24 protein-coding genes are annotated in these 26916 nt (G+C 54.9%); 12 read left to right on the forward strand and 12 right to left on the reverse strand.

From position 1 onward, the window contains the following. Positions 1-181: 181 nt before the first annotated feature. On the reverse strand, positions 182-2845 hold the full coding sequence (gene pepN, locus AXE65_RS12235; RefSeq protein WP_068392965.1) for an aminopeptidase N: 2664 nt from the start codon (positions 2843-2845) through the stop codon (positions 182-184). A 13-nt stretch (positions 2846-2858) separates the two neighbouring features. Then, positions 2859-3107: a YeaC family protein gene (locus tag AXE65_RS12240; protein ID WP_068392968.1), complete on the reverse strand. Its 249-nt coding sequence runs from the start codon at positions 3105-3107 to the stop codon at positions 2859-2861. A gap of 140 nt (positions 3108-3247) precedes the next feature. On the opposite strand from AXE65_RS12240, the gene AXE65_RS12245 reads away from it, so the two are divergent. Genes AXE65_RS12245 through argE form a run of 4 tightly spaced genes read left to right on the forward strand, consistent with a single transcriptional unit; the run spans position 3248 to position 6776 of the window. Further along, complete coding sequence (locus AXE65_RS12245; RefSeq protein WP_068392971.1) at positions 3248-4507, forward strand: flavin-containing monooxygenase; 1260 nt, start codon at positions 3248-3250, stop codon at positions 4505-4507. A 12-nt stretch (positions 4508-4519) separates the two neighbouring features. After that, a complete protein-coding gene (locus AXE65_RS12250; protein WP_068392974.1) occupies positions 4520-4945 on the forward strand; it encodes a RidA family protein in 426 nt (141 codons plus the stop codon). Positions 4946-4948: 3 nt separating this feature from the next. Then, positions 4949-5635 carry a DUF1028 domain-containing protein gene (locus tag AXE65_RS12255; protein WP_068392977.1) on the forward strand — a complete coding sequence of 229 codons (687 nt, stop codon included), beginning with the start codon at positions 4949-4951 and terminating at the stop codon, positions 5633-5635. Continuing rightward, on the forward strand, positions 5628-6776 hold the full coding sequence (gene argE / locus AXE65_RS12260) for an acetylornithine deacetylase (RefSeq protein WP_153015471.1): 1149 nt from the start codon (positions 5628-5630) through the stop codon (positions 6774-6776). The genes AXE65_RS12255 and argE overlap by 8 nt, the downstream gene beginning before the upstream one ends. Positions 6777-6805: 29 nt before the next feature. Here the strand turns inward: argE and AXE65_RS12265 are convergent, their stop codons facing one another. Together AXE65_RS12265 and rpoZ are read right to left on the reverse strand one after the other, a co-directional pair. Beyond that, positions 6806-8899, reverse strand: a complete 2094-nt coding sequence (locus tag AXE65_RS12265; protein ID WP_068392984.1) for a RelA/SpoT family protein — start codon at positions 8897-8899, stop codon at positions 6806-6808. A gap of 55 nt (positions 8900-8954) precedes the next feature. Next, positions 8955-9224 carry a DNA-directed RNA polymerase subunit omega gene (gene rpoZ / locus AXE65_RS12270; protein WP_068392986.1) on the reverse strand — a complete coding sequence of 90 codons (270 nt, stop codon included), beginning with the start codon at positions 9222-9224 and terminating at the stop codon, positions 8955-8957. A gap of 149 nt (positions 9225-9373) precedes the next feature. Between rpoZ and AXE65_RS12275 the strand changes: the two genes are divergently transcribed. Genes AXE65_RS12275 through AXE65_RS12290 form a run of 4 tightly spaced genes read left to right on the forward strand, consistent with a single transcriptional unit; the run spans position 9374 to position 15944 of the window. Next, the gene (locus AXE65_RS12275; protein ID WP_068392989.1) at positions 9374-11335 is read left to right on the forward strand and encodes a TonB-dependent receptor domain-containing protein; all 1962 of its coding nucleotides are present in this window, start codon (positions 9374-9376) and stop codon (positions 11333-11335) included. Positions 11336-11345: 10 nt separating this feature from the next. Further along, entirely contained in the window at positions 11346-15155 is a 3810-nt protein-coding gene (gene cobN, locus AXE65_RS12280) for a cobaltochelatase subunit CobN (RefSeq protein ID WP_068392992.1), read from the forward strand. Continuing rightward, positions 15152-15631, forward strand: coding sequence for a MotA/TolQ/ExbB proton channel family protein (locus AXE65_RS12285; protein WP_068392995.1), 480 nt, complete (start codon positions 15152-15154; stop codon positions 15629-15631). The genes cobN and AXE65_RS12285 overlap by 4 nt, the downstream gene beginning before the upstream one ends. 1 nt (position 15632) lies before the next feature. After that, entirely contained in the window at positions 15633-15944 is a 312-nt protein-coding gene (locus AXE65_RS12290) for a DUF2149 domain-containing protein (protein ID WP_068392998.1), read from the forward strand. A gap of 106 nt (positions 15945-16050) precedes the next feature. Here the strand turns inward: AXE65_RS12290 and AXE65_RS12295 are convergent, their stop codons facing one another. The 5 genes from AXE65_RS12295 to AXE65_RS12320 form a co-directional block, all read right to left on the reverse strand. Next, positions 16051-16311, reverse strand: a complete 261-nt coding sequence (locus AXE65_RS12295; RefSeq protein WP_160330614.1) for a hypothetical protein — start codon at positions 16309-16311, stop codon at positions 16051-16053. 21 nt (positions 16312-16332) lie between these two features. Next, positions 16333-16827, reverse strand: a complete 495-nt coding sequence (locus tag AXE65_RS13660; RefSeq protein WP_153015473.1) for a hypothetical protein — start codon at positions 16825-16827, stop codon at positions 16333-16335. Positions 16828-17485: 658 nt separating this feature from the next. Further along, positions 17486-18121, reverse strand: coding sequence for an SCO family protein (locus tag AXE65_RS12310; protein WP_068393007.1), 636 nt, complete (start codon positions 18119-18121; stop codon positions 17486-17488). Then, positions 18118-19026 (reverse strand): heme o synthase, encoded by a 909-nt coding sequence (cyoE, locus tag AXE65_RS12315; RefSeq protein WP_068393010.1) that lies wholly within the window; start codon positions 19024-19026, stop codon positions 18118-18120. Before cyoE ends, AXE65_RS12310 begins: the two co-directional genes overlap by 4 nt. Positions 19027-19051: 25 nt before the next feature. Continuing rightward, positions 19052-20059 (reverse strand): COX15/CtaA family protein, encoded by a 1008-nt coding sequence (locus AXE65_RS12320; protein WP_068393013.1) that lies wholly within the window; start codon positions 20057-20059, stop codon positions 19052-19054. A 151-nt stretch (positions 20060-20210) separates the two neighbouring features. On the opposite strand from AXE65_RS12320, the gene AXE65_RS12325 reads away from it, so the two are divergent. After that, positions 20211-21188 carry a PstS family phosphate ABC transporter substrate-binding protein gene (locus AXE65_RS12325; protein ID WP_068393016.1) on the forward strand — a complete coding sequence of 326 codons (978 nt, stop codon included), beginning with the start codon at positions 20211-20213 and terminating at the stop codon, positions 21186-21188. 92 nt (positions 21189-21280) lie between these two features. Here AXE65_RS12325 and dapB read toward each other — a convergent pair whose 3' ends face one another. Next, positions 21281-22084 carry a 4-hydroxy-tetrahydrodipicolinate reductase gene (gene dapB / locus AXE65_RS12330; RefSeq protein WP_068393019.1) on the reverse strand — a complete coding sequence of 268 codons (804 nt, stop codon included), beginning with the start codon at positions 22082-22084 and terminating at the stop codon, positions 21281-21283. A gap of 97 nt (positions 22085-22181) precedes the next feature. On the opposite strand from dapB, the gene AXE65_RS12335 reads away from it, so the two are divergent. Genes AXE65_RS12335 through recG form a run of 3 tightly spaced genes read left to right on the forward strand, consistent with a single transcriptional unit; the run spans position 22182 to position 25550 of the window. Further along, complete coding sequence (locus AXE65_RS12335; RefSeq protein ID WP_079214166.1) at positions 22182-22520, forward strand: DMT family protein; 339 nt, start codon at positions 22182-22184, stop codon at positions 22518-22520. 49 nt (positions 22521-22569) lie between these two features. Then, complete coding sequence (locus AXE65_RS12340) at positions 22570-23478, forward strand: LysR substrate-binding domain-containing protein (RefSeq protein WP_068393025.1); 909 nt, start codon at positions 22570-22572, stop codon at positions 23476-23478. Next, the gene (gene recG, locus AXE65_RS12345; RefSeq protein WP_068393029.1) at positions 23475-25550 is read left to right on the forward strand and encodes an ATP-dependent DNA helicase RecG; all 2076 of its coding nucleotides are present in this window, start codon (positions 23475-23477) and stop codon (positions 25548-25550) included. The genes AXE65_RS12340 and recG overlap by 4 nt, the downstream gene beginning before the upstream one ends. Before the next feature lie 25 nt (positions 25551-25575). Here the strand turns inward: recG and AXE65_RS12350 are convergent, their stop codons facing one another. Beyond that, entirely contained in the window at positions 25576-26034 is a 459-nt protein-coding gene (locus AXE65_RS12350; protein WP_068393032.1) for a bacteriohemerythrin, read from the reverse strand. Between the two features lie 95 nt (positions 26035-26129). Beyond that, positions 26130-26804 carry a RadC family protein gene (gene radC, locus AXE65_RS12355; protein ID WP_068393034.1) on the reverse strand — a complete coding sequence of 225 codons (675 nt, stop codon included), beginning with the start codon at positions 26802-26804 and terminating at the stop codon, positions 26130-26132. Positions 26805-26916 lie beyond the last annotated feature (112 nt).

A 26916-nucleotide genomic window follows, 5' to 3' on the forward strand; every position in this document is an offset into this window, starting at 1 on the left:
TCAATCATCGACATGAAAACATCTATCTGGCCTTGCTAAAATTACTGCGTGAACAGCCGCTTTGATCGCGTTTGCTTCCTAAGACCCTTTAGTTATTTCCTTGAAGGGCATTTTCGGGAGGCTCATCCAATCCGAACAATGCCCTCTCGTCTGCCCTACAAACGGCTCGCTTGCCCGCTACTTAGCCAAGACTTTTGCTGACCAGCTCAAACACATCTTTTGACAAATGCGCTTGTTGCAGGCGGGCAAGTTCGGATTGCATCAGTGCTTGGTGCTTTTCGTCATATTTGCGAAAACGGGTCAAAGGTGTCAGCAGGCGGGCAGCGGTTTGCGGATTAAGACGGTCGAGTTGCAATACGCAGTCGGCCAAAAAGCGATAGCCCGAACCGTCTGCTTGATGAAATTGCAGCAGGTTTTGGTTACAGAAGCTGCCAATCAGTGCGCGCGCGCGGTTGGGGTTATTAAGGTTAAAGGCCGCATGGCGCATCAGTTCGCGGACTTTTTCGAGCGTGCCATAAAGCGGGCTGCTTGCCTGTACGGCCAGCCACCCGTCCATGACCAAAGGATACGCTTGGTATTGCGTCGCAAAGCTTGCCAGCGCTTGCTCGCGCTCCTGTATATGAGTGCTGTTGACCAAGGCGACCAGTGCGGCGAGGCGTTCGGTCAGGTTATCGCTCTGTGCAAACTGCTCAAGGCAAGCCGCCAGCACCTGGTCATCATCAGTCTGCATCAGATAGCCCAGTGCGGTGTTTTGCAGAGCACGGCGAGCAAAATGTTCGGCGCTGGCGGCAAAAGGCGTATTGCGCGAGGTTTCGCGCAACTGTTGATAGCGCGCCCGGAGCAATGGATGCAGCGCATCCGCCAGATGCCTGCGGGCGTATTCACGGGCGTGGTGGATGGCTTCGATATTGGCGATTTCGGCCCGTTCCACCAACCAAGCCTCGCTCGGCAGGCTGAGCATTTCGGCCACCATCGCCGCCTCTAAGCGGTTATCGGTCAGCACCCTTTGCAAGGCTTTGATCAACAGCGGGTCGAGTTGCCAAGGCGAGCCGTTTTGCCGCTGCGTGATCAAGTCCTGCAAGACTTGGAGGGAAAGTTGCTGCGCGGCTTCGACGCGGTTAAAACCGTCCGCATCATGCTGCATTAAAAAGCACAGTTGTTCGCGGCTGTAGGCAAAGTCGAGCTTGACTGGCGCAGAAAAACCGCGCAGCAACGATGGCACAGGTTCGCTGGAAATATTCTCAAAACAAACCGACTGCACGGCTTTTGTAATGGGAATCACACGACAAGTGCCTTGCGCCTCGCGCTCGCCGGTAAGATGCAAGGGTAATTCATCGCCCTGTTGCTCCAGCAAAGCCAATTTAACCGGAATAACAAAGGGTTGTTTATCTGCTAATTCCGCCGTGGGCGGGCAGCTTTGTGTAAAGTGCAGTAGGTAGCGTTTTTCTTCGGCCAGGTATTCACCGCGAACGGCAAGCTGCGGCGTACCCGCTTGGCTGTACCAACGCTTGAACTGGGTTAAATCCTGCCCGCTCGCGTCCTGCATCGCCTGCACAAAGTCATCACAGGTCACCGCTTGGCCGTCATGACGGGCAAAATACAGGTCGCTGCCTTGGCGGAAAGTCTCGGCGCCCAGCAGGCTATGCAGCATGCGCACCACTTCCGCGCCCTTTTCATACACGGTAAGGGTATAAAAATTGGAAATTTCCATATAAGAAGACGGACGCACCGGATGCGCCAAGGGCCCTGCATCTTCGGCAAATTGCTGGGTGCGCAGCAGCCTGACATCGTCAATGCGTTTAACCGTGGGGGAGTTCATATCCGCAGAAAACGCCGCGTCTCTAAAGACCGTAAAGCCTTCTTTTAAGGACAGTTGAAACCAATCACGGCAAGTTACGCGATTACCCGACCAATTATGAAAATACTCATGCGCAACCACCGCTTCCACGCGCTGAAACGCAGCATCAGTGGCGGTTTGTGGATGGGCCAGCAGGCAACTGGTATTAAAGATATTAAGCCCTTTGTTTTCCATCGCGCCCATATTAAAGTCATCCACGGCGACAATCATAAAAAGGTCTAAATCATATTCACGACCGTAAACTTCTTCATCCCAGCGCATGGCTTTTTTAAGACTGGTCATGGCATGACCGACTTGCTCAATATACGAAGGCTCCGCATAAATACGCAGCGTCACCTTGCGGCCACTTTGTGTAATAAACTGGTCTTCGGCACAGCTTAAATTAGCGGCGACCAGCGCAAATAAATAGCAGGGTTTCGGAAATGGGTCATGCCATAATGCAAAGTGCTCGCTATTATTTTCACCATTGCCGCTCTCGATTAAATTGCCGTTGGAGAGCAATAGCGGATAACGCGCTTTGTCGGCCGTAATGCGCACGCTAAAACGGCTCATCACATCGGGCCTGTCCAAATAATAAGTAATTTTACGAAAACCTTCTGCCTCGCACTGCGTGCAATACATGCTGCCCGCCGCCGATTGATACAAGCCTTCCAGCGCTGTGTTTTTATGCGGATAAATACGCACTTTTGTTTCCAGCACAAAGCCTTCTTGTTGCGGCTGCACACGCAAAAACTGCTCATCCACTTGATAATGGGCCGGGGGCAAAAGCTGTCCGTTTAGCTTGACTTCAAGCAGATCCAATTGCTCGCCATTTAATGCCAATTCTGGCAAGCCTTCGCCTGCTTCGGGGTTGCGGCGGATATGTAGCTTAGCCTGCACCCAGGTTTCTTGTTCACGCAGATAAAAACTTAAGTCCGTTTTATCAATCAGATAATCCGCTACCCGGTAATCTTCAAGGCGAACAATAATAGGCTTTTGGTTTTGCATGGATTAAATGCCCTTAGCTGTGCAATAACAAATTGGGAATGGTTTTCGCCTTGCTCTTGCAATGCTGCTCGCCCATATAACCAATACGCGCATCGATCGGCAGGTTTTTGGCTTCCCAAGTAATTAAGGCTTGCAGGCAAAGTTCTTTTTGTTCTTGCGTCAGCCTTTGCCCGTCCGGCCATTTTCCGATTTCTACGGCGAGCTTAAGCCGCTCATAAATATCCGCGTTGATCGTTTCAATCATCTGTAAAAAATCGGTCATAGCGACTTCCTAAGGCAAAAATTCCAAGCATTGTACGGCAGGCAGCTTTTCCCTTGGCAAGCACCAACAAAAAACTGATTTCGCGCCGTGATTTTTGTGGACAGAATGCCCGCCATTGTCACTGATTAAGGAAATAACCGATGAGCACAGAACAATCCTTGCCGCAAAGTATCGATACACTAGTGGTCGGCGGCGGGCAGGCCGGTATTGCCATGAGCGAGCATTTAAGCCGCCACGACATTGCCCATTTGGTACTGGAAAAAGCGCGTATTGCCGAAGGCTGGCGTTCGGTGCGTTGGGATAGCTTGGTGATGAACGGTCCGGCTTGGCATGACCGTTTCCCCTCGCTGGAATTTACTGCCGATCAAGACAGCTTCCCGGGTAAAGAGGACGTGGCCGCGTATTTTGAGCGTTACGTCAAACACATCAACGCGCCGCTGCATACCGGCGTAGAAGTCAAGCAGGTCACACGCAATCCCGGCGGCAGCGGTTTTGTCGTCGAGACTTCGCACGGCACGGTCAAGGCGCAGCGTGTAGTGGCCGCAACCGGCCCGTTCCAAAAGCCCATTATTCCGGCGATTGCGCCTAAGGATGAAGATTTAACGCAAATTCATTCGGCGCAGTACAAAAACCCGCAACAACTGCCAGAAGGCGCGGTGCTGGTGGTAGGCGCGGGGTCATCCGGCGTACAGATTGCCGATGAACTGCAACGCGCCGGACGCACCGTTTACTTATCCGTAGGCCCGCACGACCGCCCGCCGCGCCGCTACCGTGGCCGCGATTTTGTCTGGTGGCTGGGGGTACTTGGCTTGTGGGACATGGCCGCGCCCGGCGAAGGCCGCGAGCACGTGACCATTGCGGTAAGCGGAGCCTATGGCGGGCATACGGTGGATTTTCGCAAACTCGCCGCTCTCGGCATTCATTTATTAGGCCGCACCGCCACCTTTAATAATGGCGTTGTTACTTTTGAAAATAATTTGGCGGAGAATATCCGCGCCGGTGATGCCGATTATCTGGCGTTACTCAATGCGGCCGATGATTATATTAAGCGCAACGGCTTGGATTTACCGGAAGAACCCGAAGCCAAGCAATTGTTACCCGACCCGCCCTGTATGACGCAGCCGACCTTGGAACTTAATCTAAAACAAGCAGGTATCCGCAACATTATTTGGGCGACCGGTTTTGCGCTGGATTTTTCCTGGCTTAAAGTCAATGCTTTTGATAACAACGGTAAACCTTTGCATCAGCGCGGCGTTTCCACTGAGCCGGGGGTTTATTTTGTCGGCCTGCCCTGGTTGTCACGTCGTGGCTCGTCTTTTATCTGGGGCGTATGGCATGATGCCAAACATATTGCCGACCAGATAGCCATCCAGCATAAATACCTGGCTTATCAAAATTAAGAGGATAGTTATATGCCCACGCATACCCGTATCCGCATGTTTAATACCAAGGATACTTACCCCAATCAGACACTGGATAATGATTTATGCCAAGCGGTGCGTGCCGGAAATACGGTTTATGTCCGTGGCCAGGTCGGCACCGATTTTGATGGCAATTTAATTGGCCTCGGCGACCCGCGCGCGCAAGCCGAGCAGGCCATGAAAAACGTCAAACAATTATTGGCAGAGGCGGGCAGCGATTTATCGCATATCGTCAAAACCACCACCTATATTATCGACCCACGTTACCGCGAGCCGGTTTATAAGGAAGTCGGCAAATGGCTAAAAGGCGTATTTCCCATTTCCACCGGATTAGTCGTCTCTGCCTTAGGGCAACCACAATGGTTAATGGAAATTGACGTGATTGCCGTTATTCCTGATGATTGGCAAGGAAAGTAACTTATGACCTTTTCCATTATTGGCCGCTGCGAACAAAGCGGCCAAATTGGCATTGCCATTAGTTCATCATCGATTGCTGTAGGTGCCCGCTGTCCTTGGCTGCGCGCGGGTGTGGGCGCAGTTTCCACACAAAATATCACCCTGCCGGCTTACGGCACGCAGTTACTCAATTTATTGGCACAAGGCTTATCACCGGAACGGGCTTTAAAGCAAGCGACTGAAAACGAGGCTTATTGCCAATATCGGCAAATTATTCTAATGAATAACCAAGGTGAAACGGCTGTCTTTAGCGGCAGTAAAACCTTGGGTATTTATAATACGGCCGCTGGCAAACAATGTATCGCCGCCGGTAATTTGCTAAAAGCCCCACAAGTAATAGCGGCGCTAACGACCGCTTTTGAACAAACCCGGGGGCATTTAGCCGACCGCTTATTAGCTGCCATGCAAGCGGCGTTAAATGCAGGCGGTGAAGCGGGACCGGTGCATTCAGCGGCATTATCCATAGTCGATTGCACTAACCCTGCGGTTAATTGGCCGATCGTCGATTTACGTGTCGATTGGGCGGATGATAACCCCATTGGCGAACTCGCCAAACTCTGGCAAGCCTATCAGATGCAAATGGATGACTATATTACCCGCGCATTAAATCCCGCCAGTGCGCCCAGTTATGGCGTGCCAGGGGATGAATAGCCGCGAGATTTTAGGCAAGTTGATTGCCTTTGATACCACCAGCCGCAATTCCAATCTCGAACTGATGGCTTGGCTGCAGGATTATTTAAATGGCTTAGCGATCAAAAGCGAGTTATTTTTTAACGACGAACGCAGCAAAGCCAATCTCTATGCGCGTATCGGTCCTGCTATCAGCGGCGGCGTGATGCTCTCCGGCCATACCGATGTGGTACCGGTGGACGGGCAACAGTGGACGCTGCCGCCGTTTGCCATGACGGAACAAGACGGCAAATTATACGGACGTGGCACGGCGGATATGAAAGGCTTTATCGCTTGTGTTCTGGCCTCTTTGCCTCACTTTTTGCAGCAGCCATTAACACAACCGCTGCATCTGGCGCTGTCTTATGACGAAGAAATCGGTTGTTTAGGCGTGCCGTCTTTAGTCAAGGCACTGGCCGGGCGCGAGCACAAACCTGCGCTCTGTATTGTCGGCGAGCCGACTGAACTTAAGCCGGTCATCGGCCACAAGGGCAAACTCGCCATGCGCTGCACGGTACACGGCGCACCCTGCCATTCCGCCTACGCGCCAAGCGGCGTTAATGCCATTGAATACGCCGCCAGGCTGATTAACCGTTTAGGCGAATTTGGCGAGCAACTGGCGCAGCCAGACCATCACGATAACCGTTTTGACCCACCCTATTCGACCGTACAAGCCGGCGTAATCCAAGGCGGTAGCGCACTGAATATCGTTCCCGAACACTGTCGTTTTGACTTTGAAATGCGTCATCTGCCGCAAAATGACCCGCAGCAAATGGTCGAAGATTTACAAGGTTTCGCCGAAAACGAGCTGCTGCCACGCATGCAAGCGGTTCATCCACAAACGGCGATTGATTTTGCTGAACTTTCGCGTTATCCCGGATTATTAACCGAACCCACCAGCCCCGCCGTGCAGCTTATCCGCCTATTAAGCGGACGGGACGATTTTGCCACCGTGCCCTTTGGTACCGAAGGCGGCCTGTTTGATTCAGTCGGTATTGCCACCGTAGTTTGCGGCCCCGGCAGTATGGAACAAGGGCATAAAGCGGATGAGTTCGTCGCCTTATCTGAGCTTAACGCCTGTGATGCGCTACTGGTGAAATTGGCGGATTGGATGAGTGGTTAGTTGGCACATTCGATGACATTGCTGCGCTGTCAGCCTTTTTGTCTGGTAATCCGTAGCACGCCTTTGAGTATGCGCAGCCGCTTGATCACCCGCGCCAGATGCACGCGGTCGGTCACGCTAATCAGCAGGTGGGCAATGCCGGTGCGCCCGTCGCGTTCGTCCAGGCTGATTTTTTCGATATTGGCATCGACGGCGTTGACGCTGCTGGCGAGCAGGGCAATCAGCCCGCGGCGGTGCTCCAGGGTAATGCGCAGCTCTACGTTAAATTCACCTTTAACGTTTTTGGCCCAAGACAGCGGCAGGCATTTTTCCGGATTGTGAGCCAATTCGGCGATATTTTTGCAGCCGTCCAGATGTACCACCATGCCTTTGCCCGCCGACAGGCAGCCGACGATGGCATCACCTGGAATCGGCGTGCAGCACTTGCCATAGCTCAGCGCCAAGCCTTCTGCGCCACAGATGGCAAGCGGCCCTTGGCTGACCGGCAGTGGCTCGCCCAAGGTTTCGGTCAAACGGCGGGCGACCAGATAAGCCATGCGGCTGCCAAGGCCGATTTCTTCCAGCAAATCCTCTTGCGTTTTCAACTGGTATTCGGCAAGCGCCGCTTGCATCGGCGCGGGCGCAATCTGCGTTAAACCGCAGCCCAAACTGCCAAGCGCTTTATCCAGCAATTGCTGCCCCAGGCGGACAGACTCCCCGCGCCGCTGCTGTTTGAGTGCGTGACGGATATGGGTTCGCGCCTTGCCGGTGATGACAAAATTCAGCCAGTTGGGATTGGGCGCGGCATTCGGTGCGGTGACGATTTCCACCGTCACGCCGCTTTCCAGCGGCTGCGACAGCGGTGCCAATTGGCGGTTGATCCGGCAGGCGATGCAGCGATTGCCGACATCGGTATGCACCGCATAGGCAAAGTCCACCGCCGTTGCGCCGCGCGGAAGCTCCATAATGCGCCCTTTGGGGGTGAACAGGTAGACTTCGTCGGGGAACAGGTCGCTTTTGACGCTTTCGATAAACTCCAGCGGATTACCGGCGCGTTGCTGAAGCTCCAGCAGCCCATTCACCCAGCGCCGTGCACGGGCATGCTGCCCGTCACCTGCCGATTGATATAACCAGTTGGCGGCAATGCCGCTTCTCGCCAGCACTTCCATCTCATGCGTGCGGATTTGGATTTCAATCGGCACGCCGTGTCCGCCAAATAAGGTGGTATGCAGCGATTGGTAGCCGTTGGCCTTGGGGATGGCGATATAGTCGCGGAAACTGCCCGGCAGCGGCTTGTACAGGCTGTGCACCACACCCAAGGCGCGGTAGCAGGTATCGACCTTATCCACCAGAATGCGGAAGGTGTACAAATCCATGATTTCGGTAAAGCTGCGCTTGCGGCGCATTTTTTTGTAGATGCTGTACAGGTGTTTTTCGCGCCCGCTGACCACGGCAGTAAGCCCTTTTCGCGCCAAACAGGCATTGAGCGCCTGTTCGATCTGCGTGGCGCGGGCTTCGCGCTTGCCGCGCGCGCGGGCGACCGCCGAACGGATCCGCGCCGCGCGCAGCGGGTGCATGGCGGCAAAGCCTAAGTCTTCAAACTCCACGCGGATGCTGTGCATCCCCAAGCGATTGGCAATCGGTGCATAGATTTCTAGCGTCTCGCGGGCAATACGGCGGACTTTTTCCTGCGGCATCCCTTTGAGCGTGCGCATATTGTGCAGGCGGTCGGCGAGCTTGACCAAAATCACGCGAATATCACGCGACATGGCAAGCGCCATTTTCTGGAAGTTTTTCGCCTGTGCTTCGGCCTTGCTGCGCGGATCCATCTGCGACAGCTTGCTGACGCCATCGACCAATTCCGCCACCGCTTCGCCAAACTGCTCGCAGATGGCCTCTTTGGCAATGCCGGTATCTTCAATCACATCGTGCAACATGGCCGCCATCAATCCGTGATGGTCAAGGCGCATGTCCGCCAAAATACCGGCTACGGCTAACGGATGGGTGACATAAGCCTCGCCGCTGCGGCGAAATTGCCCGTCGTGGGCTTGTTCGGCATAAAAATAGGCGCGGCGAACCTGATTAACCTGCTCCGGTTCAAGGTAGGTAGCCACCTTGGCGGCAAGCTGCTCGATACCGGACATGGCGCATCAAAGGCCAGGGCAAGATGACCTGAGCTGCGCCGGAAGGCACACCCATTTAGAAGCCATCGCTAAAATCATCATCTATCGCATTGATATAGATGGGTACTGGCTCTTCAATCAAGTCTTCTTCGGCAATGATTTTTTCATCGACCACACCGGCGGCGATTTCGCGCAGCGCCATTACGGTGGGCTTATCGCCTTCCCAATCAAGCTTGGGGTCGCGCCCCTTTACGGCCAATTGGCGGGAACGCTTGCTGGCCAGCATGACCAGTTGAAAGCGGTTATCGACATGTTCCAAACAGTCTTCGACGGTAACGCGCGCCATTGATTTCTCCAGAAGGCGGTTTTTGCAACCTACCAGTCTAAATAAAGCAGCGGGCGAAGTTCAAGAAAATATGCAACGCCGCACAAAAGAAATGTTATATCATTTATATCTTGATCGACCACCCAGCCCGGAAAAGCAAAATTTAAGCCATGCGCTCTCTTTTTTCCCTTCGCGCCGGACGCACAGCCCGCGCTCTTTGTCTACTGACGGCTTTCACCCCGCTCGCTCAAGCCAACGACCTGGCGTCGCTTGACCCCCTTGTTATTACCGCGACCATGAGCGAAACCACGCTCAGTGACGTACCTGCATCGGTGACAGTGATTGATCGCGAGTCGCTTGAGCGGCGCCCGATACAGGATTTGGCCGACGCGCTGCGCGGCTCGCCCGGGGTGGATTTATCCAGCGTCGGCCTTACTCGGCGCGGCATTCGCATTCGCGGCATGGACAGCGACTACACGCTAACGCTGATCAACGGCAGGCGCATCAACGCGGCGAGTGATGCCATTGCCCATGCGGATTTTGATTTGGGCTGGCTGCCGATGGCGGCGGTTGAACGCATTGAAGTCGTACGCGGGCCAATGTCTTCACTCTACGGCTCAGAAGCCTTGGGCGGCGTGGTCAACTTGATTACCCGCAGCGCCACCGATGAGTGGAAAGGCAGCGCTCATCTCAACGGCGGTTTTGTCGATAACGGACGCGGCGGCGACAACCAGCAAGCCGCTGTTTATGTTGCCGGTCCCTTAATCAAAGACCGGCTGGGGCTTAGCCTGTACGGCGAAAACCGCCGCCGTCAAGAAATTATCGACTTAACCGATAAGCGCCTGTCCGAACAGGAAGGCCGCACGGCAGAAAGCGGCGGCTTAACTTTAAGCTTTACTCCAGACCAAGCGCAGCGCCTTGATTTTGACTGGCTGCAAGGCGACGAAAAACGCCGCCGGAACGCTCTAGAAAGTGGCCGCACGCCCTACTACTACCGTTCCAATGACCATATCGAGCGCAGGCAACTGTCATTAACCCACAAGGGAGAGTGGCAATGGGGCGACAGCCTGCTACGCGGCTATCGCTCGACCTTGGAGAAAAACAACCGCCGCTCGGTCGGCGCGGCCAGCCGCACGCAAAAACTCACCGATGACACGCTGGACGGGCATATCAGCGTCCATCTCGGTGACTTTCAGCGCTTAACCAGCGGCGGCGAATGGCGGCGCGAGCATCTTGAAGACAGCACGGTTTCCCGCAAAGGCGAGGCAGAGCTGATCCACCGCGCTTTATTTGTGCAGGATGAAATCAAGCTCACCGATAATGGCTCTTTAACGCTCGGCAACCGCGCCGACCATCACCAACAATTTGGCTGGCACCACAGCCCGCGCCTGTACAGCCTGTGGCATTTGCCTATGGGACTACGCCTTAAAGGCGGCATCGCCAAGGGCTTTAAAGCGCCGACCTTAAAGCAACTTTCGCCAGAGTATTCGGCCATCGGCGGTGGTGGCGGTTTTACCATCATCGGCAATCCGCATTTAAAGCCGGAAACCGTTACCAGCTATGAGTTAGGGCTGAACTGGCAGGGCGAGAAGCGTTCCAGCGGCATCACGCTGTTTCAAAACGACTTGAAAAACCTGATTCAAACCCTTTGCGTGGCCGACTGCGGCAGACGCGGCCCTTCGCAACGGCGCGAATACACCAATATCAATCGAGCGCGTTTACGTGGCGTAGAGCTTGCTGGCGAAACCACACTGCCACTTAATTTTTCGCTGCAAGGCAACTACACATGGCTCGCTGCCGAAGACCGCCAAAGCGGGCAGCGTTTAACTGAACGTCCGCGTCATCGCGGTGCAACCACGCTGGCCTGGCAGCCCGCTCAGGCGTTTCACGCAGCCCTTCGCAGCGAATACAACGGCAGCCAAGAGGTCAACGCAAGCGCACTGCGCCGCCGCGTCACGCTACCCGCCTATTGGCTGCATTCACTTAATTTAAGCTACCAAATCAGCGAAAACCTCAATCTGCGCGGCTCGGTGGAAAATCTGACCGATAAAACCCTGTATGACGATTCCGCGCTCTACCCTTTTGCTGAAATAGGCCGCGCCTACAACCTAAGTTTTACCTTTAATTTCTAGGACTTACCGCATGCTGCGCGGCATTTTTGCTTTGCCCCTGATTCTGCTGCTTTACATCAGCGCCGCTTTGGCCGATAAGCCGTTACAAGTGGCGGTGATCACCAATGACTTTGTGCTGCCCGGCAAAGTACGCACGCTGGATACTCTTAGCCAAGAACAAGGCGTGCGCTTTACCCATATACCGCTTATCGAGGCCGCCAAGCAGCCGCTTTTAGCCGACTTAATCCTGCTCGACACCCCGCGCCCCAGTGATGCCGCCGAACTACAGGCGCAGCTTGCTGAGCAACTTGCGCAAAGCCGCACGCCTTGGCTGGGTATTGGTGGCGGGCCGCTGCGCTTTGCCCATCTGCCTGCCGCCGATGCCCGCGCCATTGCCGCTTACTACCAAGCGGGCGGTAAAAATAATTGGCAGACGCTGGCCCGATGGCTTGTCCGCTGGCGAAATGGCGAAAATAACGAGGATTTACCACCACCGACACCTTTACCCAAAACCGGCTACTACCAAGGCGGGCAAGTCTTTGCAAAGGCTTTGGATTATCAACAATGGCTTTCTGCACACGGTAAAAGCAGCGCGCCGAAAGTGGCGGTCATCATTGCCCCATCGCTGGTCAGTGGCATGCGCACGGCCGTGCTGGATGCGCTGATTGAGCGCGCCGCCGCTTATGGCGTGGAAGTCTTTGGCCTGTGGTTTGACGGCTCTACCGATAACGCCCTGCAACAGGCGCTGGACGGGCTTACCGTGGATGCGCTAGTCAATATGACCCATCTGCAAAACGGCGAAAAACGCAGCAAAGAACTCGCCGCGCTCAATATCCCGCTGCTGCAAACGCTTAGCAGCCGCGACCCACCTGACGACTGGCGAGCGGCTAAAAGCGGCGTATCGCCGGGGCTTGCGGCGGTGTTTATGGCGAGTGCGGAAACCATCGGCATGAGCGACCCGCTGGTTATTTCTGCAATAGAACAAGGCGAGGCCGTCGCCTTGCCCGAACAAATCGACCTGCTCGCCGCCAAACTCTTAAAACTCGCCGCACTGCGCCATAAACCTGCCGCCGATAAAAAACTGGCGGTGCTGTTTTGGAACTATCCGGCGGGCGAGAAAAACCTCTCCGCTTCGCACCTCAATGTGCCGCGTAGCCTGGCGCTGCTGAGCGAGCGCTTGCAGCAAGCCGCCTATTCGCTGGAACCCATCAGCGAAGAAGCGCTGATAGCCGCCGGACAAGCGCTGCTGGGCGGTTATTACCGGATGGAAAGCCTGGATGATTTGTATCAGCGCAACTTGGCCGCAGCCTTTACGGTCAAACAGTACCGCGCCTGGCTCGACCGCCTGCCAGCGGCACGCAGGCAAGAAATCCTCAAGCGCTGGGGCGAGCCCGAACAACATCCAGCCGTGCGCGTGATTAACGGGGAACCTTCGTTTTTAATCCCGCGTCTGCAACTCGGCAATCTGCTGATCATGCCGCAACCACCGCGCGCCGAACGGGTGAGCGAGGCGACTCACGATACCAAGTCCGTTCCCAATCATTACTACTTGGCGGTCTACCAGTTTCTGCGTGAAGGCTTTCAAGCCGACGCGCTGATTCACTTTGGCACGCACGGCAGCCAGGAATGGACGCCCGGCAAAGACCGCGGCCTGCATGCTTACGACTACCCGATGCTGACCGCCGCAGACCTGCCGATTTTTTATCCCTATATTCAGGACAACGTCGGCGAAGCCATTCAGGCTAAACGCCGCGGTCGCGCGATTACCATCAGCCATCAAACGCCCGCACTCGCGCCTGCAGGTCTTTACGACGAACTGCGCGATTTGCACGAACAAATGCACCATTACCAGCAGTTATCAGACGGCAAAGTGCGCGAAAAAACCGCCGCTGAATTGATTGCCCACGCAACGAGAGCAGGCATAACCGCCGATATGGGCTGGAGTGAAGAGGCCATTGCCCTTGAAACCGACTCATTTATCAATAGCCTGCACGACCACCTGCACGAACTCGCCCGCCGCGCCATCCCGCTGGGGCTGCATAGCTTTGGCCAAAGCGCAGCGCCTGAGCACCGCCTAAGCACGGTCATGCAACAGTTGGGCGAGCCGTATTACCAATTACTTGGTTTAGACGCATCTGAAGTCTTTGCTGAAGATTTCAATGCCTTGCAACAAAGCCCGGCTTACCGCTTTTTGCAGCGTTATCTGCGCGAAAACGCGCCCTTGCATGAGATAGAAAATCCCCTGCTGCGTGAACTGATTGAGCGGGCACAAACGCTGGATGTGCATCTGGCCGAAACCGGTGAAATCGAAGCACTACTCAATGGCCTTGGCGGCGGCCATGTGCGCCCCGGCGCGGGTGGCGACCCGGTGCGGAGTCCTGATGTCCAAAGCGGGCGCGATTTATTTGCCTTTGAAGCCGACAAAATTCCTCTTCGCGCGGCTTTTACTAGCGGCGAACAAGCCCTTGCGCAATTGCTTAAAAGCTATCAGGCCGAACACAACGGCGAGCTGCCGAAGAAACTCGCCTTTAGTCTGTGGTCATCGGAAGCCATCCGTCATTTGGGCGTGACCGAAAGCCAAGCGCTGCACGCTTTGGGCTTGCGTCCGGTTTGGGATAGCGGCGGGCGCTTGACCGCTTTAGACATTATCCCGCGCGAAGCATTAGGCAGAGCCAGGATAGACGTGGTGCTGCATGTGACCAGCGTCTACCGCGACCAGTTCGACGGCTTTATGCGTCTGCTCGCCGGGGCGATTGAACGCTTGGCCGAACTGGATGAAGAAGACAACCCGATTGCCGCCAATAGCCGCCTGATCGCCGAAAAACTCGCGCAAAACGGCATAAGCGCCGAACAAGCCAAGCGCCTGTCCCGCCTTCGCCTGTTTAGCGCCGCACCCGGCGAATACGGCAGCGGCCTATCGCATCAAGTGCTGGCCGAAAAAGACCGCGCCGGACATGCTCATGCGGATAAAAGCGATGCAGCGCTGGCCGGGCAGTTTCTCTCGCGCCTGCAATACGGCTACGGTGCGAATGATTGGGGCGTGAGCCACGAAACCAATCTGCTCGCCGAACAACTGCGCGGCACACAAGTGGCCGTACTGTCGCGCTCGTCCAATATTCACGGCATGTTGTCTACCGACCATCCGTTTGAGTTTTTGGGCGGATTGTCGCTGTCCATCCGTCATCTGGATGGCAAAAGCCCGGCGCTGTATGTGTCTGATTTGCGCAGCAGCACGGGCAAAACCCACAGCGCCCAAGCCTTTATCGCCGCCGAACTGCGCAGCCAGTACCTTAATCCGCACTGGATAAGCCAAATGCAACACGAAGGCTACGCCGGCACGCTATCCATCTTAAATGCGGTCAATAACCTGTTCGGCTGGCAAGTCACTGACCCTTCCACCGTGCGCGAAGCGCAGTGGCAAGCGCTGCACGATACCTACATCCGCGATGTGCGCGAACTGGGTCTTAATGACTGGTTCGAGCAGCACAACAGAACGGCGCAAATGCAGCTGATTGAACGCCTGCAAGAAACCATCGAACGCGGCTACTGGCAGGCCGATGAGCAAGTGAGCCTGGAGTTGGCCGAACGCTTGCAAGCGCTTTCACAGCAAAGCGCGGATAGCGGCTACGGCGTAGACAGCCCGGCTTTCGCACCCGAACAAGCCACGGCACCGACTGAAACGGTGCAAGGCAAAGTGCTGGAAAAACAGGAAAGCTTCGCCGAACCGCGCGCGCCAGATTGGCAGCGCTGGCTGGGTTATCTGATATTAGTGCTGCTCGTTATGGCAGGCGCTTTTCGGCAAGTTTTTTACTCGTATCGTCTAAGAGAAATGCACCGATGAATGCTTTGGAAACCAGCCTCTACACACTGGCGCACGGCTTTTTGCTGCCGGTCTGGCTGCTGATTTTGGCCGCACTGGCCTATGCCCTGCTGCAATTGGGCGGCTTTGCCGTGGAACTGTTTGGACGCTTTCGCGGCTCGCACCCATGCGCCTTGGCCGCCTTTCACCAAAGGCACGGCGGCAGCAGCGACGACCTCGAATTGTGGATTATGAAATCACTGGAAGGCTTGCGCTTGGTCGCCCGCACCGCGCCCATGCTGGGCTTGGTCGCCACCATGATTCCGATGGGGCCGGCGCTGCTCGCGTTAACAGAAGGCGACGGAAAAGGCGTAGGGCAAAATCTGGTCGTTGCGTTTTCCGCCGTGATTTTGGCGCTGGTCGCAGCCAGCATCAGCTTTTGGATTTTAACCGTGCGCCGCCGCTGGCTATTACAGGCGCTGCGGCAAATCGAACGGCAACAAGAGAGCAGTCATTAACATGCGCTTTCTAGAACACGATGAAAGTGACGACCCGATTTTATCCGTGGTCAATCTGGTGGATTTGTTCCTGGTGATTATCGGCATCCTTTTGATGGTTATCGTGCAAAACCCACTTAACCCGTTCTCGCAAAACAACGTCACCGTGATTGAAAACCCCGGTCAAGACAATATGCGCATCCTGATTAAAAACGGCGAAGAACTCACCCGCTATGAAGCCAACCCAGAAATGGGCGAAGGCCAAGGTACAAGAGTAGGCATGACCTATCGACTGCAAGACGGACGAATGATTTATGTGCCGGAGGAGAAATAACTAGCGCCGCCGCGCTGACAACTTCCTTGGCTGTCGGCACAAAACCGCCGCCCGCATAATGCCAGCGAACACCGATGCAAGTACTTTTCTGCCTACCTTGGAAAATCTATTTCCTAATACGATCATAATCAAAACTAACATGAACTAACCTTTTTACTATGCCAGTTTCATCCTCTTCAGGCCAATCCATTATGGGTCGCGAATAGCTTGGAACATAAATTTTAGGATCCATAGCCTCCATCATATCTTCCAGTTCTCTTTTTACATTATTCAATATAGCCGGAGACAGCGGGGCTTTATCACCATTCTTATGCAACTCTATGGCACGTAAAACCTCTCCATGGGCATCCATTAACATATTTTTCATATCATCGCTCATTGCAACCATCTATTTCCTAATACGTTCATATTCATAACAAACATCAAGTAACTTTCTTACTAGGCCAGTCTCATCCTCTTCAGGCCAATCCATTATGAACCGCGGAAAGCCTGGAACATAAAATTTAGGATTCATAATATGCATCATATTTTCCAGTCCTCTTTTTACTTTCTTCAACATACTCGGAGACAGCGGTGCTTTATCACCATTATTATGCAACTCTATGGCACGTAAAACCTCTTCATGGGCATCCATTAACATATTTTTCACATTATCACTCATTGTAACGCTCCATATTTCCACGGCCGTAAAAAAAATCTGTTCTGAACCACCAGGATATAGCACACCGTTATCAAATTGCGGCGCAGCGCGCCCTCTGATAATCGTTGTGCCAAGCGTAATTTGCCATTGTTTAATTCCTGTCATACCATTCCAATCTGGTGGTAGTGCCAATCCAGCTCTATTCGTTTGAGGGGCAAATGTTTCAAACAAATATTGTCCCATCGGACGAGCATCTTTGTTATCGTAAAAACGTATAGCATGAAGATTGTCTCCTGCTTTTTGTTACTGAAATTGTAGATTGAGATTATAGTAAAGCCCTGATTCCGCACCTTCATATTGCCCCTGAAAACGTAATAGGCAATTGGCAATTTGTGCATCAGCATCCGAGCGAACAAATTTGCGCGTACGCCCCCACAATAACGCCTCAGAACGCCTCAGAACGCCTCAGAACGCCTCAGAACGTCACAGGCACTACAAAATCATTTCTCTTTCTTTACTCTCTCCAAGATCTGATTTTTTGTTCGATCCTCAACGGTTAATCTATACATATCATAATCTATTGCTATGTTGTTGCATTCGCAGCCAACATTATTTCTTATCGTTGAAAGAAACATAGCCTCACAAATTAAACATTTATAAAATATATTGCGATCTCTATCAGCTTCGGATGTATCTCCAATTCCGTTCCTCAATACTCGAAATTCATAATTTTTATTCCTCACGCTATTCTCCTCAAAGTGCACTGATTTAAAATATCCTGTATTGTCATATCTTTTGTAAAATACAGAGCCCTCCACCTTTCGAACCAAACTCTGAAACAGATGCTGCTTTACCAGAATCAACTTTGATTGGTTTTACAACCTCGTAACCTGTAGGTTCCCTAGCGCCCGCTTTCCAGTAACAACGGCAACTGAACGGCCAGTTTGGCCGTATTCAGTGGGGCGCGGATAAAGCCTTGTTGGTTGCCGTCAGGACCTATGATGGCGAGGTTGCCGCTGTGGCTGACGGTATAGCCGGGTTTGCTGGTATCGGCGGGAATAAAGGGAATGCCAAGGCGGCTTGAGAGGCTTTGGATTTGATCAAGCTCGCCGCTCCAGCCCTGAAAGTCGGCCGCAAAATAGCCGACGTACTGCGCAAGCTGCGCGGGCGTGTCGCGCTCCGGGTCTACGCTGACCAGTACTACGCGCAGCTTATCGCGCAACTCAGGCGAGAGCTTACTGCGCAGCTCGCGTAGTTCGGCAAGCGTGGCCGGGCAGATGTCCGGGCAGTAGGTGTAGCCAAAAAACAGCAGGCTCCAAACACCTGTTAGCGTTTTTTCAAAAACCCTCTGCCCGTTTTGGTCGATAAGATTAAACTCAGGCAAGGTACGGCTTTGCGGCAGCAGAATAATCCCCGCATCGGCTAGCGTAGCGCTATCCAAAGCACCTTTTTGGTTTAACACGCGGTGCACGGTTAAGCCAAAAATCAAGGCAACCAGCGCGAGCAGGACTAACAGGGTTTTCTGTACCGGTCTCATGGCATTTTTAAAATCGTCAATAAATAGTGGTCGAGCAGCAGGGCGATAAAAAGTAAAAACAGGTAGACGATAGAGTATTTGAAAACCGCCATCGCACTCTGTGACAAAGGGTCACGATACAGCCGAACACAAAGCTGCACAAAGCGCCCGCCCAGTAGCAAGGCCGCCACCAGATACAGCCAGCCACTGATGGCAATAGAAAAAGGCAAAAGGCTAACCGCCAGTAAAATCAGGCTGTACAGCACAATATGCCACTTGGTGTAGCGCTCGCCGTGCGTCACCGGCAGCATGGGGATGGACGCTTTGGCGTATTCCTCTTTGCGTGCAATCGCCAGTGCCCAAAAGTGCGGCGGCGTCCAGGCAAAGATAATCAGCACCAAAAGCAGCGCCCCCGGCTCAAGCTGACCGCTCACGGCAACCCAACCCAAAAGCGGCGGCGCCGCTCCGGCCAGTCCACCAATCACGATATTTTGCGGGGTGGCGCGTTTGAGAAAGCCGGTATAAAGCGCCGCATAACCCAGCAATGAAGCGAGCGTAAGCCAAGCGGTCAGCGCATTGGTAAAGAGCAGTAACAACGCTTGCCCGATTAGCGCCAAAAGCAGCGCAAACAATAGCGCGGCCTGTGGGGCAATCCGCCCACCGCTGACCGGCCTGCGCCTGGTTCTTGCCATCAGCGCATCGATATGGCGATCGACCACGTGATTAACCGTCGCCGCCGCCGCAGCGCACAGGCCAATGCCCAGATTGCCGAGTAGCAGTACCGTCCAGGGTACCGTGCTGTGCGTTGCCAGCAGCATACCAATCAGCGAAGTGATCAGCATCAGAGCCACCACACGCGGCTTGCACAATTGCCACCAGTCGCGCCAATGCCCGCGGCTTTCACGGCTTTTCAGTATCACGGCCATAGCCTTCCCCTTAGGTTGTTTTTGTTTATAAAGCGTAACGCAGCCGAGGTTCCGTCCCCCGCCGTAAACGGTAGTTGACCAGCACCAGCGTCAGCAACAATAGCGCCCCGCCGCCATTGTGCGCCACGGCAACGGCAAGCGGCAGATGAAACAGTACATTGCTGATACCCAGCAACAGTTGCAGCGACAGCACCAGCAGCAGCCATAAAGCCAGTCGCGCTAGATGAGCACGCAGCAACTGCCAAGCCAGCAGCAGTAGTAGCAGACAAACCAGCAGCGCCCCCAGCCGGTGGAACAGGTGAATGGCGGTACGCGCGGTGCTGTCGAGCTTGCCACCCAAGTAATTCGGGCCGATCTGCTGCGCCAGATTAAACGCAGACGCGATGTCCATTTCCGGCCACCAACGGCCTTGGCAAGTCGGCAGGTCGATACAGGCCATCGCCGCATAATTAGCGCTAAGCCAACCGCCTAAGCTGATTTGCAGGATCACCAGCAGCAATCCCAACTTCGCAAGCCCCGGCAAAAAAGGCGGCGGGGTTTTAAGCGAGCGAACCCGCCCCGACAGGCGCAGCGTCAATAAAAACAACAATGACAAAGTGGCAAAACCACCCAAAAGATGCGCCGTAACCACTTGCGGCCAGAGCTTGAGCGTGACCGTCCACATGCCAAAGGCCGCCTGCACAATCACCAGCGCGAGCAGCAAAAGCGGCAGTTGCAACGGCTGACCATTACGTCCTCGCAAATACAGCGCCTGTAGCGCGAGGGCGAGAATAAACAGCCCCAACAGTCCGGCAAAGTAGCGGTGAACCATCTCATTCCAGCCTTTGTCGGCCTCGACCGGCGTATCGGGAAAATACAATTCGGCCTGGGCAAGCTGCGTTTCGCTGTGCGGCACATGCAAAAAGCCGTAGCAGCCGGGCCAGTCCGGGCAGCCAAGACCGGCATGGGTTAAACGGGTATAAGCGCCCAGCAAAACCACCAAAAAGGCGAGCACGGTGGCGCACAAAGCCAGTCGGTAGCCGGGTTTATTCATATTCTTAAACGTCCATAGGGCGGCTTTTTATCAGCTCAAGTGATAGTAGCTTGACTGCGCTAGCTGTCAACAATATGTCAAGAAAGTGTCATATAAGGTTTGTACTGTGCCGCTGCGCCCTTCTGGCGCGTCCTTTGAAAGGAGCCAAGCAATGCCCAGCAAACACGCCACTTTTTTCTTGACCCTATCCGCACTGGCTTTGAGCACGCAGGCACTGGCCGAGGTCGATGCCAGCATCCCGACTTACCAAAAAGTCAGTGGGATTTCCGGCAACCTGTCCAGCAGCGGCTCGGACACCCTCGCCAATCTGATGACCCTGTGGAGCGAGGCCTATCGCGCCCATTACCCGGCGGTCAATATGCAGATTCAGGCCGCCGGTTCCTCCACCGCGCCGCCCGCCTTGACCGAAGGCACCGCCGATTTCGGTCCGATGAGCCGCAAGATGAAGGATATTGAGCGGCAATCTTTTGAACAGCGTCACGGCTATCCGCCAACGGCCATCCCGGTCGCGGTGGATGCGCTGGCGGTGTTTGTGCATAAGGACAATCCGATTAAAGGTTTAAGCCTTGCCCAGCTCGATGCGATTTTCTCCGCCACCCGCCTGTGCGGTGCGCCCGCCGAGGTCAAAACCTGGGGCGATTTGGGCATAACCGGCTCGCTTGCGGCAAGACCTGTGCAACTGTTTGGTCGCAATTCGGTTTCCGGCACTTACGGCTACTTTAAGGAAGTCGCACTCTGTGGCGGGGACTTTAAATCAAGGGTCGGCGAGCAGCCAGGCTCTGCCTCGGTGGTGCAGGCGGTCGGCAGCACCTTGAGCGGCATTGGTTATTCCGGCATTGGCTATCGCACGGCGGCGGTCAAAGTCGTGCCATTGGCGCTGGATGAAGGCGACGCCTTTGTCGAAGCGAGCGAACAAGACAGTCTTAGCGGACGCTACCCGCTGTCGCGCTTTCTCTGGATGTATGTCAATAAAGCGCCGGATAAACCTTTGCCGCCCAATGTAGCCGAATTTATCCGCCTGGTACTCTCGCAAAGCGGCCAGCAGATTGTGGAAAAAGACGGCTATGTACCGCTGCCCGCCGCCGTGGTCGAACAAGCACGGCGCGAGCTGGGTCTAACCAGTCCCTAAACTGCAACAAGGGTAATCCTTAACTGCTGCCAACCGGGCAATAATGACGGGCGGCAGCAGTCAGGCAGGCTGGCGAACGCGCAAACGGTACGCTAATCAAGCCCCAACACATCCTGCATATCGTACAGACCCGCGGGGCGGCCATTTAGCCAGTGCGCGGCTTTTAATGCGCCTTGAGCGAACGTTAAGCGGCTGCTGGCCTTGTGCTGGATTTCCACTCGCTCGCCATCCCCGGCAAACCATACGCTGTGCTCGCCGACCACATCGCCCGCGCGCACCGTAGCAAAACCGATGGTTTCACGCGCTCTCGCGCCGGTTTGGCCTTCGCGGCCATAGACGGCGACTTTCTGCAAATCACGCCCTAAAGTGGCGGCTATCACTTCACCCATGCGCAGCGCAGTACCGGAAGGCGCATCGACTTTGTGGCGGTGGTGCGCCTCGACAATCTCAATGTCGGCCTCATCACCCATCACGCGGGCGGCGATTTCCAAGAGTTTCAGGCATAGATTAACGCCGACGCTGAAATTGGCGGCAAACACTATTGGAATATGCCGAGCGGCTTCTTCCAATTGGCGTTTTTCATCCACTTTAAAGCCGGTTGTGCCGATAACCATCGGCTTGCGCATTTGGCAACAAAGCGCCAAGTTATTCAGCGTGACAGCGGGATGGGTAAAGTCAATCAGCACGCCGCAGCCGCTCATTGCGGCGCGCAAATCCGCCGAAAACTTAACGCCAAGGCACCCTACTCCCGCCCACTCGCCTGCATCCACACCCAGCAGGCTGCTTTTTGCACTAACTAATGCCGCGCCCAGAGCGCTATCGGACGACCGGCTTAGAGCCTCCATCAGGCTTTTGCCCATGCGCCCCGCCGCGCCCATTACTGCAATCGATTGCATCCGCTGTTCCTACAAAATTGGCCTTTTGTTATAGCCTAAATCTTAGGCTCTGTTCCTCATATTTCGCTCTCCCATAAACCTCATGAGATACCCTGCCATGCTTGAACGTTTGTTGCCGATTGGCTTATTGCTCGCCTCCAATCTGTTTATGACCTTTGCCTGGTACGGGCATTTGCGCTTTCCGAATGCGCCTTTGGGCTGGGTCATTTTAATTAGCTGGGGCATTGCGCTGCTGGAATACAGCCTGATGGTGCCCGCCAACCGTATCGGTCACTTGGTGTATTCCGCGCCGCAGCTTAAGGGTATGCAGGAAGTCATCACCTTGCTGATATTTGCCGGTTTTTCCGCCGGGTACTTGGGGCAGCCGCTTAAATGGAATCATTGGGCCGGATTTGCGCTGATTGCCGTGGCTGCTTGGTTGATTTTCTGGGAGTAAGTGCCGCTGTCTGTAGAATAGCTGCACCTGTCTGCTAAATGACGTTGCCATGACCTTAACCGAACTGCGCTATATCGTCGCCCTCGCCCGTGAACAGCACTTTGGCCGTGCGGCGCAACGTTGCCATGTCAGCCAGCCCACATTATCCGTGGGCGTTAAAAAGCTCGAAGACGAGCTGGGCGTTATCCTGTTTGAGCGCAGCAAAGCAGCCGTTTTGTTGACCGAAGCGGGCAAGCGTATCGTCGCCAAGGCGCAAAAGGTGCTGGAGCAAGCAAAAGGGCTGCGCGAGTTGGCGCAGGCGGGTAAAGACCCGTTGAGTGCACCGCTTTCGCTCGGTGCCATTCATACCGTAGGGCCTTATTTGTTCCCGCAACTGGTGCAAAGGCTGCACCAAAGCGCCCCGCAAATGCCGCTGTATATCGAAGAAAACTTCACCCATGTGCTGCGCGACAAGCTGGTTGGCGGCGAGCTGGACGTGATTATCATCGCACTGCCGTTTAGCGAGCCTGATGTATTGACCGTGCCGTTGTACGATGAAATCTTCCAGGTGCTGCTACCTGCGGCTCACCCGCTGACACGAAAGACTTGCATTGATATTCGTGAACTGGAAGAAAGCGCTCTGCTGTTGCTGGGCGAGGGGCATTGTTTTCGTGACCAAGTTCTGGCGGCCTGCCCGTCGCCGCCCGAAGGCAAGCGGCCATCGATTGAGGCCGGTTCCTTGGAAACCATCCGCCATATGGTGGCCTCCGGTTTGGGGGTTTCGGTATTGCCGTTGTCGGCGGTGGATAACCATCACTATGCGCCGGGGCTATTTGCCGTTAGGCCACTGGCGAAACCTGCGCCTAAAAGGCGGATAGCGTTGGCCTTTCGCGCGAGTTTTCCGCGTATCCGCGCGACCGAACAATTGGCGGCAGCCATCCGCAGTTGTCCGATTGCGCAAGACGGGCTGATCGCATGACGGCACTGTCCTTAGTGCCGGTTACCGCGCTTAAAGGCGTAGGCGAGTCGCTGGCAGGCAAATTGGCGCGCCTTGGCCTTGGCACTTTGCAAGATTTGTTGTTCCACCTGCCGCTGCGCTACCAAGACCGCACCCGCATCAGCCCGATGGGTAGCCTGTATCCGGCGCAAGATGCGGTGATTGAGGGGCAAATCTTAAGCTGCGAACTGATTCAAGGCCGCCGTCGCAGCCTGTTGATTCGCCTTAAGGACGGCAGCGGCACGTTAAGTCTGCGTTTTTATCATTTTCATCCGGCGCAACTGGCGAGCTTTAAACCTGGCGCAAGACTGCGCTGCTACGGCGAAGTGCGCACCGGCGCTTCCGGTCTTGAGCTGTATCACCCGGAATACCGGTTGATCAGCGCAGGCGAACCGCAGGCCGCCGAACAAAGCCTAACGCCGATTTATCCGGCGACTGAAGGCCTCACCCAGCAGCGCCTTCGTCAGCTTAATGAGCAAGCGCTACAGCGACTGACCGAGCAGAGCCTGCCGGACTTGCTGCCAGAGCCTGTGCGCAAGCGCTATCGCTTGATGCCACTGGTTGAAGCGCTGCGCTACCTGCACCGCCCACCACCAGATGCCGATTTAGAGCAACTGGCCGCCGGAACACACCCGGCCAGACAGCGCTTGGCCTTTGAAGAGCTACTGGCGCACCAACTCTCACTGCACCGACTGCGCCAGCAATTAAGGGCGCAGCAGGCCACCGCGTTACCGCCGTCGCCAGAGTTAATAGAGCGGTTTATCAGAAACTTAGGCTTTTCCTTAACCTGCGCACAGCAGCGCGTAGCGGCAGAAATTGCCCACGATTTAGCGCAGCCTTTGCCCATGCTAAGACTGGTGCAGGGCGATGTCGGCGCGGGCAAAACCGTGGTCGCCGCGCTCGCCGCCTTGCAAGCGCTAGCGGCGGGCTTTCAAGTCGCGCTGATGGCACCGACGGAAATTCTCGCCGAACAGCACCAGCAAAATTTTGCCCGCTGGCTAAAACCACTGGGGCTTGAAGTCGCCTGGCTCGCCGGCAAGCTCAAAGGCAAAGCGCGGCAGAAGGCACTGGCGCAAATCGCCGGCGGCGTGCCGATGGTCATTGGCACTCATGCATTGTTTCAAGATGAAGTACAGTTTGCCCGCTTGGCGCTGGTCATCATCGACGAACAGCACCGTTTCGGCGTACAGCAACGTTTAGCCTTACGCGAAAAAGGCGCCATCAGCGGCTTTTGCCCACACCAACTGATCATGACCGCAACGCCCATCCCACGAACACTGGCGATGAGTGCTTATGCTGACCTTGATACCTCCATCCTCGATGAACTGCCGCCCGGGCGAACCCCGGTCAATACCTTGGTACTGGCCGACAGCCGCCGCGCGGAGGTTATCGAACGGGTGCGTGCCGCCTGCTTAAGCGGCAGACAGATCTATTGGGTCTGCACGCTGATTGAGCAGTCCGAAGAGCTTAGCTGCGAGGCCGCCGAAACGCGCTTTAGCGAACTTGTCGCCACGCTACCGGAACTTGCCATCGGCCTGCTGCACGGACGCATGAAGAGCGCCGAAAAAGCGGCGATTATGGATGCCTTCAAACAAGGAAAGTTGCAGCTTTTAGTGGCGACCACGGTGATAGAAGTCGGCGTAGACGTCGCCAATGCCAGCCTGATGATTATCGAAAACCCCGAACGCTTGGGGCTGGCACAACTGCACCAACTGCGCGGGCGTATCGGTCGCGGCAGCGCCGCCAGCCACTGCGTCTTGCTTTACCAACCGCCTTTATCAGCACAAGGCCGCGAGCGCCTCGCCATCATGCGTGAAACCACGGATGGCTTTGTGATTGCCGAAAAAGACCTCGAACTGCGCGGCCCCGGTGAAGTCTTGGGTACAAGACAAACCGGCCAACTGCAATTTACCGTCGCCGATTTAATGCGCGATGCGCCGCTGTTGCCCGCCGTACGCGAAGCCGCCGAAACCCTGCTGAAAAATCACTCGCCGCACGAAAGCCCGGTGCTCGAACGCTGGATAAAACGCGGGCAGCGGTACGGGGAGGTGTAGATTGATGGGCAAATGATGGGCCAATTCAGCCCTTGCCGCGCAGGAAGCGAGTGAACCAGTTGCCTTCTTTTTGCCTTCTGATGAGAGCACCTTCCACTTTGTCCTTAACCGAGGCAACGTAGTCGGCATCGTCATGCTGGATATGGTTGATCAGCCAGGTGGACAGCAGGTTATAAAGCTCCCCGCCCACATTTTCACCTTTGTTGTGGCGCTCGGCATAGCTGTCGATACGGCGGATAAACAACTCATGAACCTTTTTGTGCGGTTTGATGAAACGATATCCGGCTTCCTCCAACAGGCTTTCCTCAAAGGCAAAGTGCGATTGGGTGTAGTCGGTGACACCAGCAATGGCCTCGGCAATCATCTGCCGGTCAGCGGTTAAATTGGCCTGCTCCAGCGCGTTGATATAGTCAACAATTCGCCGGTGCTGTTCATCAATCACGCGGATATTGGTGTTAAGCCGGTTATTCCATACAAAAGGCATAAAGCAAACATCCTGTCTTGATCTTTGATTAAAAGCCGTATTGTTAGTTTTTTATATAAAACAAAGCAAATAATAAATGTCGCCAGCCTTAGAAATCAAACTGAACCGCGTTCCGCCATCGACAGCGGCTCGCCTTCGCCAACAATAAAGTGGTCGAGCAGACGGATGTCGAGCCAGCCGAGCAGCTCTTTGAGGCGGCGGGTTAGCGAACGGTCAGCCTCGCTGGGCTCAGTGCTGCCGGACGGATGATTATGCGCGAGTATCAGTGCCGCCGCGTTATGCGCCAAGGCGCGGCGGATCACTTGACGTGGGTGGACGCTCGCCGCATTCACCGTGCCGACAAACAGCCGCTCAAAGGCAAGCACACGGTGCTTGCTGTCCAAAAACAGACAAGCGAACACTTCGTTAGGCTCATGGCGCAGTCGCGCAGTTAAGTAGTCACGCACGCACTTTGGATTGGCCAGCACGTCATCACGGGCAAGCTGCTGCGCGAGATAGCGTTTGGCCATTTCCAGCACTGCTTGCAACTGCGCAAACTTGGCCGGCCCCAAGCCCAGATGGGCGGAAAAAGCCGCCTGGTCTGCTTCAAGTAGCGCCCGCAAACTGCCAAATTCGGCCAAAAGATGCCGCGCCAAATCCACCGCAGTTTTGCCACTGACGCCGGTGCGCAAAAAAATGGCGAGCAGCTCGGCATCACTTAAGCTCGATGCGCCTTTTTCCAGTAGTTTTTCGCGCGGACGCTCGCCTTCTGCCCAGTCCTTGATACTCATCTTCTCCTCCTTGATGTTTGAGATACTAAATTTTCATAAAATAAAGTCACATTTTTATATATAGGCATTCTGGCTGTCTGAAGAAGGATTTGACGAGTTCAGGCAATTTTTG

The organism is Ventosimonas gracilis (assembly GCF_001580025.1).
Lineage (GTDB): Bacteria > Pseudomonadota > Gammaproteobacteria > Pseudomonadales > Pseudomonadaceae > Ventosimonas > Ventosimonas gracilis.

Coding starts and splice junctions, on each gene's coding strand:
- pepN (WP_068392965.1), bottom strand. CDS start 2,845: ATGCAAAACCAAAAGCCTATTATTGTTCGCCTTGAAGATTACCGGGTA.
- AXE65_RS12240 (WP_068392968.1), bottom strand. CDS start 3,107: ATGACCGATTTTTTACAGATGATTGAAACGATCAACGCGGATATTTAT.
- AXE65_RS12245 (WP_068392971.1), top strand. CDS start 3,248: ATGAGCACAGAACAATCCTTGCCGCAAAGTATCGATACACTAGTGGTC.
- AXE65_RS12250 (WP_068392974.1), top strand. CDS start 4,520: ATGCCCACGCATACCCGTATCCGCATGTTTAATACCAAGGATACTTAC.
- AXE65_RS12255 (WP_068392977.1), top strand. CDS start 4,949: ATGACCTTTTCCATTATTGGCCGCTGCGAACAAAGCGGCCAAATTGGC.
- argE (WP_153015471.1), top strand. CDS start 5,628: ATGAATAGCCGCGAGATTTTAGGCAAGTTGATTGCCTTTGATACCACC.
- AXE65_RS12265 (WP_068392984.1), bottom strand. CDS start 8,899: ATGTCCGGTATCGAGCAGCTTGCCGCCAAGGTGGCTACCTACCTTGAA.
- rpoZ (WP_068392986.1), bottom strand. CDS start 9,224: ATGGCGCGCGTTACCGTCGAAGACTGTTTGGAACATGTCGATAACCGC.
- AXE65_RS12275 (WP_068392989.1), top strand. CDS start 9,374: ATGCGCTCTCTTTTTTCCCTTCGCGCCGGACGCACAGCCCGCGCTCTT.
- cobN (WP_068392992.1), top strand. CDS start 11,346: ATGCTGCGCGGCATTTTTGCTTTGCCCCTGATTCTGCTGCTTTACATC.
- AXE65_RS12285 (WP_068392995.1), top strand. CDS start 15,152: ATGAATGCTTTGGAAACCAGCCTCTACACACTGGCGCACGGCTTTTTG.
- AXE65_RS12290 (WP_068392998.1), top strand. CDS start 15,633: ATGCGCTTTCTAGAACACGATGAAAGTGACGACCCGATTTTATCCGTG.
- AXE65_RS12295 (WP_160330614.1), bottom strand. CDS start 16,311: ATGAAAAATATGTTAATGGATGCCCATGGAGAGGTTTTACGTGCCATA.
- AXE65_RS13660 (WP_153015473.1), bottom strand. CDS start 16,827: ATGGGACAATATTTGTTTGAAACATTTGCCCCTCAAACGAATAGAGCT.
- AXE65_RS12310 (WP_068393007.1), bottom strand. CDS start 18,121: ATGAGACCGGTACAGAAAACCCTGTTAGTCCTGCTCGCGCTGGTTGCC.
- cyoE (WP_068393010.1), bottom strand. CDS start 19,026: ATGGCCGTGATACTGAAAAGCCGTGAAAGCCGCGGGCATTGGCGCGAC.
- AXE65_RS12320 (WP_068393013.1), bottom strand. CDS start 20,059: ATGAATAAACCCGGCTACCGACTGGCTTTGTGCGCCACCGTGCTCGCC.
- AXE65_RS12325 (WP_068393016.1), top strand. CDS start 20,211: ATGCCCAGCAAACACGCCACTTTTTTCTTGACCCTATCCGCACTGGCT.
- dapB (WP_068393019.1), bottom strand. CDS start 22,084: ATGCAATCGATTGCAGTAATGGGCGCGGCGGGGCGCATGGGCAAAAGC.
- AXE65_RS12335 (WP_079214166.1), top strand. CDS start 22,182: ATGCTTGAACGTTTGTTGCCGATTGGCTTATTGCTCGCCTCCAATCTG.
- AXE65_RS12340 (WP_068393025.1), top strand. CDS start 22,570: ATGACCTTAACCGAACTGCGCTATATCGTCGCCCTCGCCCGTGAACAG.
- recG (WP_068393029.1), top strand. CDS start 23,475: ATGACGGCACTGTCCTTAGTGCCGGTTACCGCGCTTAAAGGCGTAGGC.
- AXE65_RS12350 (WP_068393032.1), bottom strand. CDS start 26,034: ATGCCTTTTGTATGGAATAACCGGCTTAACACCAATATCCGCGTGATT.
- radC (WP_068393034.1), bottom strand. CDS start 26,804: ATGAGTATCAAGGACTGGGCAGAAGGCGAGCGTCCGCGCGAAAAACTA.